This window comes from Niallia sp. FSL W8-0177 (assembly GCF_038006285.1).
Taxonomy (GTDB): domain Bacteria; phylum Bacillota; class Bacilli; order Bacillales; family Cytobacillaceae; genus Niallia; species Niallia circulans_A.
This window is the reverse complement of sequence record NZ_JBBOUX010000001.1, coordinates 3,827,711-3,841,804: the sequence shown is the minus strand read 5'-3', so window position 1 is coordinate 3,841,804 and position 14,094 is coordinate 3,827,711. Positions and strand designations below refer to the sequence as shown.

The 14,094-nt window shown below is 36.6% G+C and carries 15 protein-coding genes; all 15 read left to right on the top strand.

The window, feature by feature from the left end; all coding sequences use genetic code 11:
• Positions 1 to 25: 25 nt before the first annotated feature.
• The 15 genes from atpD (at position 26) to NST77_RS18605 (ending at position 14,084) form a co-directional block, all read left to right on the top strand.
• Complete coding sequence (gene atpD / locus NST77_RS18675; protein ID WP_095329590.1) at positions 26 to 1,441, top strand: F0F1 ATP synthase subunit beta; 1,416 nt, start codon at positions 26 to 28, stop codon at positions 1,439 to 1,441.
• 20 nt (positions 1,442 to 1,461) lie between these two features.
• Positions 1,462 to 1,869, top strand: coding sequence for a F0F1 ATP synthase subunit epsilon (locus tag NST77_RS18670; protein ID WP_341123401.1), 408 nt, complete (start codon positions 1,462 to 1,464; stop codon positions 1,867 to 1,869).
• 311 nt (positions 1,870 to 2,180) lie between these two features.
• Positions 2,181 to 2,417, top strand: coding sequence for a DUF1146 family protein (locus NST77_RS18665; protein WP_095329591.1), 237 nt, complete (start codon positions 2,181 to 2,183; stop codon positions 2,415 to 2,417).
• Between the two features lie 202 nt (positions 2,418 to 2,619).
• A complete protein-coding gene (locus tag NST77_RS18660) occupies positions 2,620 to 3,369 on the top strand; it encodes a YwmB family TATA-box binding protein (RefSeq protein WP_095329592.1) in 750 nt (249 codons plus the stop codon).
• Positions 3,370 to 3,402: 33 nt separating this feature from the next.
• A complete protein-coding gene (gene murA, locus NST77_RS18655; protein WP_095329593.1) occupies positions 3,403 to 4,710 on the top strand; it encodes a UDP-N-acetylglucosamine 1-carboxyvinyltransferase in 1,308 nt (435 codons plus the stop codon).
• A gap of 350 nt (positions 4,711 to 5,060) precedes the next feature.
• The gene (gene spoIID, locus NST77_RS18650; protein WP_095329594.1) at positions 5,061 to 6,074 is read left to right on the top strand and encodes a stage II sporulation protein D; all 1,014 of its coding nucleotides are present in this window, start codon (positions 5,061 to 5,063) and stop codon (positions 6,072 to 6,074) included.
• 164 nt (positions 6,075 to 6,238) lie between these two features.
• Positions 6,239 to 6,862, top strand: coding sequence for a hypothetical protein (locus NST77_RS18645; RefSeq protein WP_341123399.1), 624 nt, complete (start codon positions 6,239 to 6,241; stop codon positions 6,860 to 6,862).
• 196 nt (positions 6,863 to 7,058) lie between these two features.
• Positions 7,059 to 7,904 (top strand): M23 family metallopeptidase, encoded by an 846-nt coding sequence (locus NST77_RS18640; protein WP_095329596.1) that lies wholly within the window; start codon positions 7,059 to 7,061, stop codon positions 7,902 to 7,904.
• A 767-nt stretch (positions 7,905 to 8,671) separates the two neighbouring features.
• A complete protein-coding gene (gene spoIIID, locus NST77_RS18635; RefSeq protein ID WP_016204804.1) occupies positions 8,672 to 8,944 on the top strand; it encodes a sporulation transcriptional regulator SpoIIID in 273 nt (90 codons plus the stop codon).
• 684 nt (positions 8,945 to 9,628) lie between these two features.
• Positions 9,629 to 10,630, top strand: a complete 1,002-nt coding sequence (locus NST77_RS18630; protein ID WP_095329597.1) for a rod shape-determining protein — start codon at positions 9,629 to 9,631, stop codon at positions 10,628 to 10,630.
• Positions 10,631 to 10,984: 354 nt separating this feature from the next.
• Entirely contained in the window at positions 10,985 to 11,797 is an 813-nt protein-coding gene (locus tag NST77_RS18625) for a flagellar hook-basal body protein (protein WP_341123398.1), read from the top strand.
• Positions 11,798 to 11,832: 35 nt separating this feature from the next.
• Positions 11,833 to 12,660, top strand: coding sequence for a flagellar hook-basal body protein (locus NST77_RS18620; protein WP_123258485.1), 828 nt, complete (start codon positions 11,833 to 11,835; stop codon positions 12,658 to 12,660).
• A 14-nt stretch (positions 12,661 to 12,674) separates the two neighbouring features.
• Positions 12,675 to 12,959, top strand: coding sequence for a DNA-directed RNA polymerase subunit beta (locus NST77_RS18615; RefSeq protein ID WP_095329600.1), 285 nt, complete (start codon positions 12,675 to 12,677; stop codon positions 12,957 to 12,959).
• Positions 12,960 to 13,164: 205 nt separating this feature from the next.
• Positions 13,165 to 13,602, top strand: a complete 438-nt coding sequence (gene fabZ, locus NST77_RS18610) for a 3-hydroxyacyl-ACP dehydratase FabZ (RefSeq protein WP_047942697.1) — start codon at positions 13,165 to 13,167, stop codon at positions 13,600 to 13,602.
• A 176-nt stretch (positions 13,603 to 13,778) separates the two neighbouring features.
• Positions 13,779 to 14,084: a hypothetical protein gene (locus NST77_RS18605; RefSeq protein WP_095329601.1), complete on the top strand. Its 306-nt coding sequence runs from the start codon at positions 13,779 to 13,781 to the stop codon at positions 14,082 to 14,084.
• The last annotated feature ends 10 nt before the right edge of the window (positions 14,085 to 14,094 follow it).

Sequence of the window (14,094 nt, the reverse complement as noted above, 5' to 3'; positions counted from 1 at the left end):
TTAAGAAAGTTTAGGAGGGAAATTAATGAGCACAGGACGAGTTCTTCAAGTTATGGGACCAGTTGTTGACGTGAAGTTCGATGGAGGAAGTCTACCTGACCTTAACAACGCATTACGCATTGTTCAAGGTCCAAATAGTTCTTCTAACATAGAATTAACCCTTGAAGTGGCCCTTCATTTAGGTGATAACACAGTTCGGGCTATTGCAATGTCTTCTACAGATGGCGTTACAAGAGGCGCAGAGGTATTAGATACTGGAAAATCTATTTCCGTACCTGTTGGGGATGTAACACTAGGTCGTGTATTTAATGTATTAGGAGAAACAATCGATTTAGATTCAGAAATTCCAGCAAGTGCAAGACGTGATTCTATTCACAGAGAAGCTCCTAAGTTTGAGCAATTATCAACCCAAGTAGAAATTTTAGAAACTGGTATTAAAGTGGTAGACTTATTAGCGCCGTATATTAAAGGTGGGAAAATTGGTCTATTTGGTGGAGCCGGTGTAGGTAAAACAGTTTTAATTCAGGAATTAATCAACAATATCGCGCAAGAACATGGTGGTATTTCTGTTTTTGCTGGTGTTGGGGAACGTACTCGTGAAGGAAATGACCTTTATCATGAAATGACGGATTCAGGCGTTATTAAGAAAACAGCGATGGTATTCGGACAAATGAATGAGCCGCCAGGTGCTCGTATGCGTGTTGCCTTAACAGGATTAACGATGGCTGAATATTTCCGTGATGAACAAGGACAAGATGTTCTTTTCTTCATCGATAATATTTTCCGCTTTACTCAAGCTGGTTCTGAGGTTTCCGCGTTGCTTGGCCGTATGCCATCAGCGGTTGGTTACCAGCCAACATTAGCAACTGAAATGGGTAAATTACAAGAACGTATCACATCAACAAATGTAGGTTCTGTAACTTCTATCCAAGCAATCTATGTACCAGCGGATGACTACACAGATCCAGCTCCAGCTACAACGTTTGCTCACTTGGATGCAACAACAAACCTTGAGCGTAAATTAACAGAGATGGGTATTTACCCAGCGGTAGATCCACTTGCTTCTACTTCTCGTGCCCTTTCTCCTGAAATAGTTGGGGAAGAACATTACAATGTAGCGAGAAATGTGCAATCTACACTACAGCGTTATAGAGAGCTTCAAGATATCATCAGTATCTTAGGAATGGATGAGCTAAGCGATGAAGATAAATTAGTTGTTCACCGTGCAAGAAGAATTCAATTCTTCTTATCTCAAAACTTCCACGTTGCAGAACAATTTACAGGTCAAAAAGGTTCTTACGTACCTGTAAAAGAAACGGTAAAAGGATTTAAAGATATTCTTGATGGTAAATATGATCACCTTCCAGAAGATGCATTCCGTTTAGTTGGTCGTATTGAAGAAGCAATCGAAAAAGCTAAATCTATGGGTGTAGAAGTATAAAATAATCAGGAGGGGTAGTAATGAAGACGATTAAAGTCAATGTAGTAACTCCTGATGGCCCGGTGCATGAATCAGATGTAGAAATGGTGATCGCAAAAGCAGAAAGTGGAGAACTTGGAATTTTAGCAGGCCATATTCCAATGGTTGCTCCACTTAAAATAGGAGCTGTTCATTTGAAAAATGGTTCAGATTCTGAATATATAGCGGTGAATGGTGGAATATTAGAAGTTCGCCCAGATCAGGTGACAGTACTTGCTCAATCTGCTGAATTAGCGGAAGAAATTGATTATGATCGTGCCTTACGTGCTAAGGAGCGCGCTGAACAAAGATTACATGCTCAAAAATCAGAACATGTGGACTTTAGACGTGCAGAACTTGCTCTTCAACGTGCAATGAATCGTTTATCCATTGTTGAGAAAAAATACTAAAAAAGTCCCTAAGGGGACTTTTTTTAGTGGGTTAGATCTAAAGGAAAGATATAGAGCGGTAAAGTAGATGTCCTATTATTTTAAAAATTATTGGGCAGTTAAATAAGTGACACTAAGAGTAAAGCTAACACTCCGGATTGGGCATAAAAATGCAACAAACAGTCAGCATGGAGTAGAGAAACCCACTCTGGATGAATGTTTACATTTTTTAAGATGAAAAAAATAAAAAAATAATAACACAAAGTGAAACCTTTTTATAAGTCAATACGTCAAATAATAGTTGAAACAGAAGGGATAGATGGGAGGAAAAAATGGTAGAAGCTTTTGGACAACAGGCATTACTGAGTATTTTGATACATATCGTTTTTATCGCTCTTTCGTGGTGGGCATTACAGTCACTAAATTTTGAGAAATTCCTTCGTAAAAACAGAGTTTTTCAAGCACGAGTATTATATGTATTATTAGCCATTATAATGGGATCGGTTGTCAGTAATTTTTTACTCGACTATTTAGTTTGGTCTCAACAATTACCATTAATATTGAAGTAATTACCAAAATAAGAAATAATTAATTACAAAGATAGGTCTTCATACATGTTTTCATTCGTTCGTTTTTTAAGTAAAATTCATTTTGTGTGCTTAAATAGTTTGTTCATTGATTAACGTTTTATTCATGTCAAAAAGTGACGATTAATCATTAGTATGCAATTCTTCTCCTTGGAAACAATGGTAGTATGGGGGAGGAATAACAATGAAAATAAATAAAACGTTAATTATAATAACAATATTAATTGGTTTGGCTTGTCTTACAATTGGGAATAACATCACTATCGCGAGAACGAAGTCTGACTTAATAACTATAAATGAAATTTTACAAAAACAAGAAAATGTAACGATTAATGAATGGTCTCTGCATGCAAGAGAAAGACTGGAAAATGTTACAAGCATTGAAGATGCAAAAGCATATCAGTCGGAGTTAAAAACAGTTTTCCCAAATGGTGATTGGGTGGAAACGAAAAATCATCAGAGCTGGCAAGCAAAGATGGTCTTGAAATCCAGTGGCCAAACAGAAGAAAGTATAATCTTAACCACTTCTTTAACAACTGATAACGTCCAATCATATATTATGTATGAGGTGAGAGGAAAGAAGTTAGCGGACAAAGAAATGAAAAGGTTAGATATGGAAATTAATAAAAAAATTTCTGACATATTTCGAGGAAAACCAACAATTTTCTCTTGTATTAAAGGCGAATTCAGTGATAAGATGAATGAGACTTTGCCTTATAAAGTTAACCATTTGCTAGATGCATTTCAGGCAAAAAAAGTAGAGGCGTTGGAAGAGGATGATTTTATATCCACCTCCGCATATACGCCGTTATTTGAAGAACGAATTGATAATAGCGAAAAGGAAATGAATGTACAAATAGGACTAAGAACACAAGATATGGGAGGAAAAACTACCTTCGTAGTTGGCACACCCATCATAACGATTGAATATTAATATAGAGATATTGGACGCGGAGGGGAATAGACTTTGGATAAAATCATCGTCCGCGGCGGAAAAAGGTTGAATGGAACGGTTAAAGTAGAAGGCGCAAAAAATGCCGTTTTGCCTGTGATCGCCGCTACATTATTAGCAAGTGATGGAAAAAGTATAATTAAATCAGTTCCGACTCTTTCAGATGTATATACGATTAATGAAGTATTGCGATATTTAAATGCAGAAGTACATTTTGAAAACGGAGAAGTAACTGTAGATGCATCAAGCGATTTAAGCGTAGAAGCGCCATTTGAGTACGTAAGAAAAATGCGCGCATCTGTTTTAGTAATGGGTTCTTTGTTAGCAAGAAATGGTCATGCAAGAGTAGCATTACCTGGTGGTTGTGCAATTGGATCAAGACCAATTGATCAACATCTAAAAGGTTTCGAAGCAATGGGAGCAAAGGTTCAGGTTGGTAATGGATTTATCGAAGCTTCCGTAGATGGACGTTTAAAAGGTGCGAAAATCTATCTTGATTTCCCAAGTGTTGGTGCTACGGAAAATATCATGATGGCTGCTTCTTTAGCAGAAGGTACGACTATTATTGAAAACGTGGCAAAAGAACCGGAAATTGTTGACTTAGCAAACTTTCTAAATAAAATGGGCGCAACAGTAAGAGGGGCAGGTACAGGAACTATTCGTATTGAAGGTGTAGAAGTGCTGCATGGTACAGAACATACGATTATTCCGGATAGAATTGAAGCAGGCACATTCTTAATTGCTGCTGCTATTACGAATGGAAATGTCCTTGTACAGGGTGCTGTTCCAGAACATTTATCATCCTTGATTGCCAAAATGGAAGAAATGGGTGTTGTTTTCAAAGAAGAAGAAGACGGTATCCGTGTGATTAGTGCAGAAAATTTAAAAGCTGTAGATATCAAAACAATGCCTCATCCAGGATTTCCAACAGATATGCAATCTCAAATGATGGCATTACTTCTTCGTGCAAGGGGAACTAGCATGATTACAGAAACTGTTTTTGAAAACCGTTTTATGCATGTAGAAGAATTTAGACGTATGAATGGCGACGTGAAAATTGAAGGTCGTTCTGTTGTTATGAATGGACCAACTAATCTTCAAGGCGCAGAAGTAGCTGCTACTGATTTACGTGCTGCAGCTGCCTTAATATTGTCTGGACTTGTTGCAGACGGTATTACACGCGTTACAGAGCTTAAGCATTTAGATCGTGGCTATGTTAATTTCCACGAAAAATTAGCTGCATTAGGCGCTGATATTGAAAGAATTACTGAAGAAAGCGAATTAACGTTAACAGCAAGCTATGTTGCAGATTTAAATGCATAATATATTAAGCAAACTTTATTTATCGATTTCATTCCGATAGATAAAGTTTGTTTTTTTGTGGGTAAAATTATACATAATATGAAAAATATTTTAGAAGTTCAATGAAGGCTCAAATTGTGTTTAGGTATGTGCCATAATTTTTATTAAAAGGCTGTTATATAATAGAGGGAAATGCAGAAGATGTTTAAATAACAGGATTGCTAAAATAGTATGCAAAACCGAAATATTTAGAACCATAAATTAAGGGTATTTCTCTAGAAAAAAGAAGGAATAAAAGCTTGTCCATTCCCATAAGAATGTTTTAGAGACAGTTAAGAAGGTCTTATTTCTATCTTATGGAGGCTTTATTCATGATTAAAATCAAACCTTTCATCGTACTAGGAGTCATTCTGTTTGTTATTACTTTACTTGTTCCTACCATCCTTGTTCTCCCCTCTATTCAGGATAAAAAGGAAGAGGTAAAGAGTCATATACCACCTGCAGAAAAGCCAGAGCCTGCTATTGAAGTAGCTGTATATCGTGAAAATAAACAAGAAGTAGAGAAATTAGACTTAGAAGAATATGTAGTTGGAGTTGTTGCATCAGAAATGCCAGCGAAATTTGAAAAAGAAGCATTAAAAGCACAAGCCTTAACAGCTAGAACATATATTGTAAAAAGAATGATGAATCAAGAGAAAACAAATCTGCCAGAGGGAGCTTTAGTTGGCGATACAATTAACTATCAAGTGTATAATAATCGCGATGAATTAAAGAAAATTTGGGAAAACGATGGGTTGGACTGGAAAAAGAATATGGCTAAGATAGAAGAGGCTGTAGCGGCTACAAAGGGGCAAATTTTAACGTATGAGGGTACTCCTATTGATGCCACCTTTTTTTCTACAAGCAACGGATACACGGAAAATTCAGATGATGTCTGGGCTAATTCGATCTCTTATTTACAAAGTGTGAAAAGCCCCTGGGATGTCAATTCGCCGAAATTTAAAGGGGAAGTGACCATACCAGTAAAGGACTTGGAGAAGAGCTTAGGCGTTACGCTGACAGCCGATAGGGAAGTATTAGAAGACGTTAAATATACAAAAGGAAAACGGATTGCAAGTGCCAAGATTAATGGAAAAAAAATATCAGGAACAGACATTAGAGAAAAGTTAAAATTAAAATCAACGGACTTTACAATGGAACGAAAGGGAAATACCGTTTATATTACTACAAAAGGATACGGTCACGGTGTCGGCATGAGCCAATATGGGGCAAACGGAATGGCCGCAAATGGGAAAAACTACAAGGAAATCGTAAAATACTATTATAAAGGGGTAGATGTAACAGCATCTGATGATATGCTAGCGAAATATACAGCCCAGAAATAAGAAAATCAGCCAAAGTAGCGGAGGAATCAGCCAAAGTAGCGGAGGAATCAGCCAAAGTAGCGGGGAAATCAGCCAAAGCAGCGGAGAAATCAGCCAAAGTAGCGGAGGAATCAGCCAAAGTAGCGGAGGAATCAGCCAAAGTAGCGGAGGAATCAGCCAAAGAAGTGGGAGAATCAGCCAAAGTAGCGGAGGAATCAGCCAAAGTAGCGGAGGAATCAGCCAAAGAAGTGGGAGAATCAGCCAAAGTAGCGGAGGAATCAGCCAAAGTAGCGGAGGAATCAGCCAAAGTAGCGGAGGAATCAGCCAAAGTAGCGGAGGAATCAGCCAAAGTAGCGGGGAAATCAGCCAAAGCGGCGGAGGAATCAGCCAAAGTAGCGGAGGAATCAGCCAAAGTAGCGGAGGAATCAGCCAAAGTAGCGGGGAAATCAGCCAAAGCGGCGGAGGAATCAGCCGAAGTTGCGGAGGAATCAGCCAAAGTAGTGGGAGAATCAGCCAAAGTAGCGGAGGAATCAGCCGAAGTAGCGGAGGAATCAGCCAAAGTAGCGGAGGAATCAGCCAAAGTGGCGGGGAAATCAGCCAAAGTAGCGGAGGAATCAGCCAAAGCGGCGGAGGAATCAGCCAAAGTAGCTGGGAAATCAGCCAAAGCGGCGGAGGAATCAGCCAAAGTAGTGGGAGAATCAGCCAAAGCAGCGGAGAAATCAGCCAAAGTAGCGGAGGAATCAGCCAAAGCGGCGGAGGAATCAGCCAAAGCATTAATTACAGATTCATCTTACAGCTTAATCCCATAACTTCCCCACTTTAAAAAGCAAGTCTTCTTCAAGAAGGCTTGCTTTTTTGCGTTCTTTATTCAGCTAATAATTAAAATTTTCGTTTCTATGTATAAACTCTAGAACTTTGTCGAAAAATAAGTCCAAAAAATTTTTTTAGCATGTAGGTATATATTTATCATTATCTGTTCAGAATGATTGCTGAGGTGATGATAAAATGAGAGAGGAAGAAAACAAACGTACTTCTCCAAAGTCAAAAGTAAAAAGCTTTTTTAAAAAGCGTTGGGCATTTCCAGCCATTTATATCGCAAGTGCAGCTATTATTCTAACAGGTGTCCTTTGGTATCAAAATAGCGCATCAGAAACAGATAAGTATAAATATGATAACGCTGATATGCCAACAAAACAAACAGATGAACCTGCAGAACCAGTTGCAAAAGAATTTGAGAACTTTGCATGGCCAGTAGTTGATGAAGAGTCTTTCATTACACAAAAAGAGTTCTATGATAATACGGCTAGTAAAGAAAAACAAGCTGAATCCTTAGTATTCTACAATAATCAATATCAGCCAAACACAGGTATTGATTTGAAAATGGAAGATGACAGCGAATTTGAAGTAGTAGCTGCTCTAAGTGGAACCGTTACAAAAGTTGCGGAGGATTCTCTATTAGGGAATACAATTGAAATTGATCATGACAATGGGATTAAAACATATTATCAATCTGTGAAGGATTTCCAAGTGGAAGAAGGCGCTGAAGTCAAGAAAGGCCAACCATTAGCAACTGCTGGAAAAAGTAAGTTGAATCAAGAAGCAGGTGTTCATGTACACTTTGAAGTAAGAAAAGATAATGTAGCTGTGAACCCTATTGATTATTTTGGTAAACCGTTAAGTGCTTTACAAAGTGATGATACTTCTGGTGCTACTTCTGAAAACGGATCAGCAGTAGAAGAATCAAGCAATTCCGATGAAGAAATGCCGACAGATAACAATTTAAAAAATGGAACAAACGCTAATCAGGATGAAGATTCAGAAGGATCTACATCCACAGATCCGAACGCTTAATTACTAGAGGTTGCTATAAGTAGTTTTTACAAAGCATAAAATAATATTATGCGAGTGATAGCTGCTTTATGGCAACCTTTATGTATTCTCGAAAGAAGTATTTTATGGATGGGAAATGTCGAAAATAATAAGAAATAGAAAAAATTCTCATCTAGACATCTCTATTTATATCCTCGAATAGTCCACTAAAGGCAAGAAAAATAATGACTCAAAATATTAATAAGTAAAAAGTATTAGTATAATTTAACTATAAGTTAGAGACACAAATGAAAAATTGTCACTTACGAGCGGAAAATGACAAATTTCTCGGGAAATATTTAACCTCCAAACAGTGAAAACGACAGATATTTCACCAAAAATAACAGATGTAAAACCGTACATCAGCAATTTCCTCTTTGCAAAATATAATTCCTATCAATTGTTTCACATAAGACTTAGCCATTTAATTCAAAAAAAACAAGTAAATATAGAAAAAAACAGATAAACCTTGTCCCTATTCATATTTTTCTGCATAAAGTCTTACCCAAGCTAATAAAATGTTACAAACCTTACAAAGCGGAAGTTTGGAGTGAGGGGTCGTTTGAAGACAGTGGATATGTAGTTGAGGACATGTTTAATCCCTATAACAACAGAAAGGTTTTAACTTTCTGCCGCATGAAGAAAAGTATTATGCAGGAAAGGAAACGTGCGGGATGAAGAATTTCGATGAAGCGAAAAGCGAGTCTCATTTCACACTTCTCACATCCAATTTAGGGAGGGCGAGTGGTGTGCACGATTACATCAAAGAGAGAACTATCAAGATTGGAAAGTATATCGTGGAGACGAGAAAAACGGTTCGCGTAATAGCGAAGGAGTTTGGCGTATCCAAAAGTACAGTCCATAAAGATTTAACAGAAAGACTTCCTGAAATTAACCCAGATTTAGCAAATGAAGTGAAAGAGATCCTTGATTATCATAAATCTATTCGACATCTACGCGGTGGGGAAGCAACAAAAATGAAGTATAAAAAGGAAGAGCTTGAAGGGGAAACTGTACAGTAAGAAATTCCAGGGTAATTCTTTATTATGACGACATTAATTATATAGAAAAAGTATCGATAGGAAGTTACCCTGGAAATATTTAAAACAGAAAGGGAAGTTTAGAAAAATGGAGTTTCAACAGTCTATCGGTGGAGGTGCCTCCATCGATAGAGAAAAAGAATGAGTATAAAAAGCAACTCATTTTGGAATGCTGATAAAGGGTACATAATAGCTTTAAGGACCTTGGAAGCAATGTCCTTTTTCTTTTTTGAAAAAAAGAGGATTATTTTGTGAAAAAAAACTCATTTTTTTTACAAAAAGTTACTTATTTCGTTATCTTATGATAAAATAAAAAATTAGAGTGGTTTAAATAGATAGAGAAAAAAACATACAAATTTTAACCTGAAAACATACATAATTCACTTTACAAAAGAATGAAAATGGTTGATTTAATATAGAGCGATAAGAAAGACATATTTAAGCGATGTAAATATTTAGTGGCATTTAAAAAGGTGCTATAACTGTGTGAATGAAAGGTATTCTTAGGAATGTTTTTCATTTAACTACATTTAATGAAACTTAAATATGAGGATGTCGTTACATATAGTGTGGAAGCCAGCTCTTTGTCTCTATAAGGAAAATGAAATTATAAAATGAACAAACGAAAAAAATGGAAAAGCTAAAGGCGAAGGAGGAGCATATATAATGTTTGCTAGAGATATTGGTATCGATTTAGGAACAGCAAATGTTCTCATTCATGTAAAAGGAAAAGGGATTGTATTAAATGAGCCTTCTGTTGTGGCATTAGATCGCAATACAGGCAGAGTATTAGCGGTAGGAGAAGAAGCTCGTCGTATGGTCGGACGTACGCCAGGAAATATTGTTGCTATTCGCCCATTAAAGGACGGTGTTATCGCTGATTTTGATGTAACAGAAGCGATGCTAAAGCATTTCATTAATAAATTGAACGTAAAAGGATTTCTTTCAAAGCCAAGAATTCTTATTTGTTGTCCTACAAATATTACTAGTGTGGAACAAAAAGCAATTAAAGAAGCAGCGGAAAAAAGCGGTGGAAAGAAAATCTATTTAGAAGAAGAACCAAAGGTTGCAGCGATCGGTGCAGGAATGGATATTTTCCAACCAAGTGGAAATATGGTTGTTGATATTGGTGGCGGTACTACAGATGTAGCAGTGTTATCAATGGGTGATATCGTTACTTCTTCTAGTATTAAAATGGCTGGAGATAAATTTGATAATGAAATTCTACAATATATTAAACGAAGATATAAGCTGTTAATTGGAGAAAGGACGGCAGAGAATATAAAAATTAATATTGGAACTGTTTTTCCAGGTTCTCGAAAAGAAGAAATGGATATTCGCGGTCGTGACATGGTTTCTGGTCTTCCAAGAACCATTACGGTACATTCAGAGGAAATTGAGCAAGCATTAAGAGAGTCCGTATCTATTATTGTACAAGCTGCTAAAAGTGTCTTAGAAAGAACACCGCCTGAGCTTTCTGCTGATATCATTGATCGTGGAGTTATCTTAACTGGTGGTGGAGCATTGCTGCACGGGATTGACTTACTATTAGCGGATGAGTTGAAGGTTCCCGTATTAGTAGCTGAAAATCCAATGGATTGTGTAGCAATCGGGACAGGAATAATGTTAGATAATATTGATCGTCTTCCCAAAAGAAAATTAGGCTAAAAAATGGGGGGTGCATAAACAAGTGGAAAATACTCGTTTATGCATAGGAAAATGAAATCTATTTATTTCATACCCGTTTGAATAAGTCTTAAACATAAAAAATCGGAATGGAAAAATTTCTTTTTCTTTTTCCGATTTTTTATTTTGCCGTTTCTGTTTTTCTCAGTGGCGATAAGATTCTTCCTCCTTTATCTTCCAGTAGATTGTTCTTATGAATAGCCGATATAATAAATGATAAATATAATGAACATTTTTAGACTTTTTTCAACAAAATTTAATGTAATCTTTTGATATTTTTTTTATAATAGAATATATATGCTTGAATCGAAATCTTTGTATAGATAGGAGACAGTTATGTTTAAAGGGTTCTATACAGCAGCTTCTGGTATGCTTGCTCAGCAACGCAAAACCGAAATGCTTTCTAATAATATGGCCAATAGTACGACACCGGGTTTTAAGGCAGACAAATCATCCATGAGAGCTTTTCCTGAATTATTACAGCAAAGTGTTAGGAAAAATGCGGTTGGTGCGACAGAAAAGCAGCAAGTAGGCTATTTAGCAACAGGAGTCTATATGCAAGAAGCAATACCGAAGTTTACTCAGGGTGATCTTAATCAAACAGGATTAAAGACAGATTTAGCGATCTTAAACGCGAATGTTCCAGGGAATGGAACGAATGCTGGCGGCGGATTATTTTTTACAGTACAAAATGATAATGGAGTTGCCTATTCAAGAAACGGAAATTTTACATTAGATGGCCAAGGGTATTTAACTACTTCTAGTGGTGCTTACGTTTTAGATGAAAATAACGAACGAATTCAGCTTACAAGCACGGATTTTTCTGTTACATCTGATGGAGTGCTTACAAGCAGTAATGGAGAAGCGTATCGTCTTGGAATAAGTTATACAGATTCACCAGAACAACTCGTAAAAGAGGGTGATGGTTTGTATCGAGCACAAGATGGAGCCACTTTACAAAGTGCATATGCAAATAACCAAGTTACCTTTCAAATCAATCAAGGCTTTTTAGAGAATTCTAATGTTGATACAGCGCAGACAATGACAGATATGATGACTGCTTATCGAGCATTTGAAGCTAATCAGAAAATATTGCAGGCTTATGATAAGAGTATGGATCAAGCCGCAAATGAAATTGGTAAGCTATAAGAATGATTTAGATAGTAGTAAAGGGGGGAATCGCTATGAATAGAACGATGATAACGGCTAGTAATACTTTAACACAGCTGCAAAAGCAAATGGATCTTATTAGTAATAATATGGCTAATGTAGATACTACAGGCTATAAAAGACAAAATGGGACGTTTACAGATATGCTTTATCAGCAATTTAATAATCAAAAGGATGAAACACAAGAAGTCAATCGTCAGACGCCAAACGGAATTAGGCAAGGCGTAGGCGCTAAAATGGCTCAAACACAATTAGTGATGACACAAGGAACGATTAAAGCAACTGATCGCGTTTTAGATACAGCACTGACGAAAGAAGGACAATTATACAGAGTATTGGTGCAAGACGGAGGAACTTCCGAAATGCGTTATACGAGAGATGGAGCGATGTATTTATCACCTGTATCTAATAATGAGAACATGCTGGTTACGAAAGAAGGCCATGCTATCCTTGATGAGAATAATAACCCAATTTTATTAAATAATAATGTTAAAGAATATGCTTTTTCACCAACCGGATCTTTAACAGTTAAATTGGATAATGGCGGTCAGGAAACCTTTAATCTTGGCATATCGTATGCTAATAATCCACAAAGCCTTGAAAAAACAGGGGAGAACTTATATCGACTCTCTGACACTGCTGATGAAAATCAAGTGATGGTTGATTTGAATGGCGGCAGAAGAAATGAAATCGCAATGAAACAGAATGCATTAGAACAATCTAATGTGGATATAAGCAAAGAAATGGTCAATCTGATTGCTACACAGCGCTCCTATCAATTTCAGTCCAGATCCATCTCTTTAGCAGATCAGATGATGGGATTAGTGAATGGAATACGTTAAAAAGGAGAAAAGTGATGGCATTAAATAGCAGTAGTCAAGAAATGGTTAAGACAAGAGAACAGGTTAAAGAAGATCAAAAAGAGAAGAATAATCCAGAAGAGAAAACTTCTCCTAAGCAGAAGATTAGAGTTCGTCTGTTTCCTATATGGCTACGTATTGTTGTCATTCTTTTAGTACTGGCTGTAAGTGTTCTAGCTGGAGCCGTTGTCGGTTATAGTGTTATGGGAAACGGAAAAGCAACGGATACCTTTAAAAAAGAAACCTGGACGCATATTGTCAATTTAATAAATGAAGAGTAATTAAGAGAGGAATTTGTAAAAATAATTACAGATTCCTTTTTTGGTGATGTGCTGGAATGATCAAGTTAATGTAATAACTGTTCAGGATGTTAGCTAAAATAATTATTTTGAAAAACATCTTAAAAAAGGAAGGGATATCCCTTCCTTTTTCATAGCTTTTTTTAGTACAATATAATATAACCACATATTAGTAGGAGGTCACAAAATGTTAGATATTAATCAAATTAAAGAAATTATTCCGCATCGATATCCATTTTTATTAGTAGATAGAATTTTAGAAGTGGAAGAAGGTAAAAAAGCTGTAGGAATCAAAAATGTATCGGCAAATGAAGAATATTTTAATGGTCATTTCCCTGAATACCCAGTTATGCCAGGTGTATTAATTGTAGAAGCTTTAGCACAAGTAGGAGCGGTTGCCATGTTGATCAAGGAAGAGAATAAAGGAAGATTAGCTTTCTTTGCTGGAGTGGATAACTGTCGCTTTAAAAAGCAAGTGTTTCCTGGGGATCAGCTGCGATTAGAAGTAGAAATGACGAGATTACGTGGCAACTTTGGAAAGGGAAAATGTGTAGCCACTGTTGACGGAGAAATTGCATGTGAAGCAGAAATTATGTTTGCTCTTGGAGATAAGAAAGAAGCATAAAAAGGTAGAAAGAAGAGGTGTCTGTATAACGAGGAGCTTCTTCTTTTTTTCATTCAAACATTGTTTATTATTGGAATTGAATATTAAGGCGTAATAATTTTCTTTTCTTGGATAACCTAATAACTGACCAAATAATTGGTCATGAATGATACTTATCAAGAAAAGGGGTATAACGAATGACTAAATGGATGAAGTTATTAGGAGTTTCAGCATTATCTGCTATGCTGTTAACTGCTTGTGGTAACAATGATGATAATCAAAGTCCTCCACCGGATGATGATACCACAGTCGAAGATAAAGATCTAGATACGAATGACGTTGTTCCAGACAGAGGTACTGATTTGGATAATGACAACGAATCAGATGTACCAGATGAAAATAGAGATGATGATCTAGATCCAACAAAGGATGATAATGATCCTGGTGAAGACATGATCGAAGATAAAGATGATATGAATGACAAAGACGATTTAGATCGATAAAAAGTCTATT

Excerpts from the sequence above, each read along its gene's own strand:
- atpD (WP_095329590.1), top strand. The coding sequence starts at position 26 with ATGAGCACAGGACGAGTTCTTCAAGTTATGGGACCAGTTGTTGACGTG.
- NST77_RS18670 (WP_341123401.1), top strand. The coding sequence starts at position 1,462 with ATGAAGACGATTAAAGTCAATGTAGTAACTCCTGATGGCCCGGTGCAT.
- NST77_RS18665 (WP_095329591.1), top strand. The coding sequence starts at position 2,181 with ATGGTAGAAGCTTTTGGACAACAGGCATTACTGAGTATTTTGATACAT.
- NST77_RS18660 (WP_095329592.1), top strand. The coding sequence starts at position 2,620 with ATGAAAATAAATAAAACGTTAATTATAATAACAATATTAATTGGTTTG.
- spoIID (WP_095329594.1), top strand. The coding sequence starts at position 5,061 with ATGATTAAAATCAAACCTTTCATCGTACTAGGAGTCATTCTGTTTGTT.
- NST77_RS18640 (WP_095329596.1), top strand. The coding sequence starts at position 7,059 with ATGAGAGAGGAAGAAAACAAACGTACTTCTCCAAAGTCAAAAGTAAAA.
- NST77_RS18630 (WP_095329597.1), top strand. The coding sequence starts at position 9,629 with ATGTTTGCTAGAGATATTGGTATCGATTTAGGAACAGCAAATGTTCTC.
- NST77_RS18625 (WP_341123398.1), top strand. The coding sequence starts at position 10,985 with ATGTTTAAAGGGTTCTATACAGCAGCTTCTGGTATGCTTGCTCAGCAA.
- NST77_RS18620 (WP_123258485.1), top strand. The coding sequence starts at position 11,833 with ATGAATAGAACGATGATAACGGCTAGTAATACTTTAACACAGCTGCAA.
- NST77_RS18615 (WP_095329600.1), top strand. The coding sequence starts at position 12,675 with ATGGCATTAAATAGCAGTAGTCAAGAAATGGTTAAGACAAGAGAACAG.
- fabZ (WP_047942697.1), top strand. The coding sequence starts at position 13,165 with ATGTTAGATATTAATCAAATTAAAGAAATTATTCCGCATCGATATCCA.
- NST77_RS18605 (WP_095329601.1), top strand. The coding sequence starts at position 13,779 with ATGACTAAATGGATGAAGTTATTAGGAGTTTCAGCATTATCTGCTATG.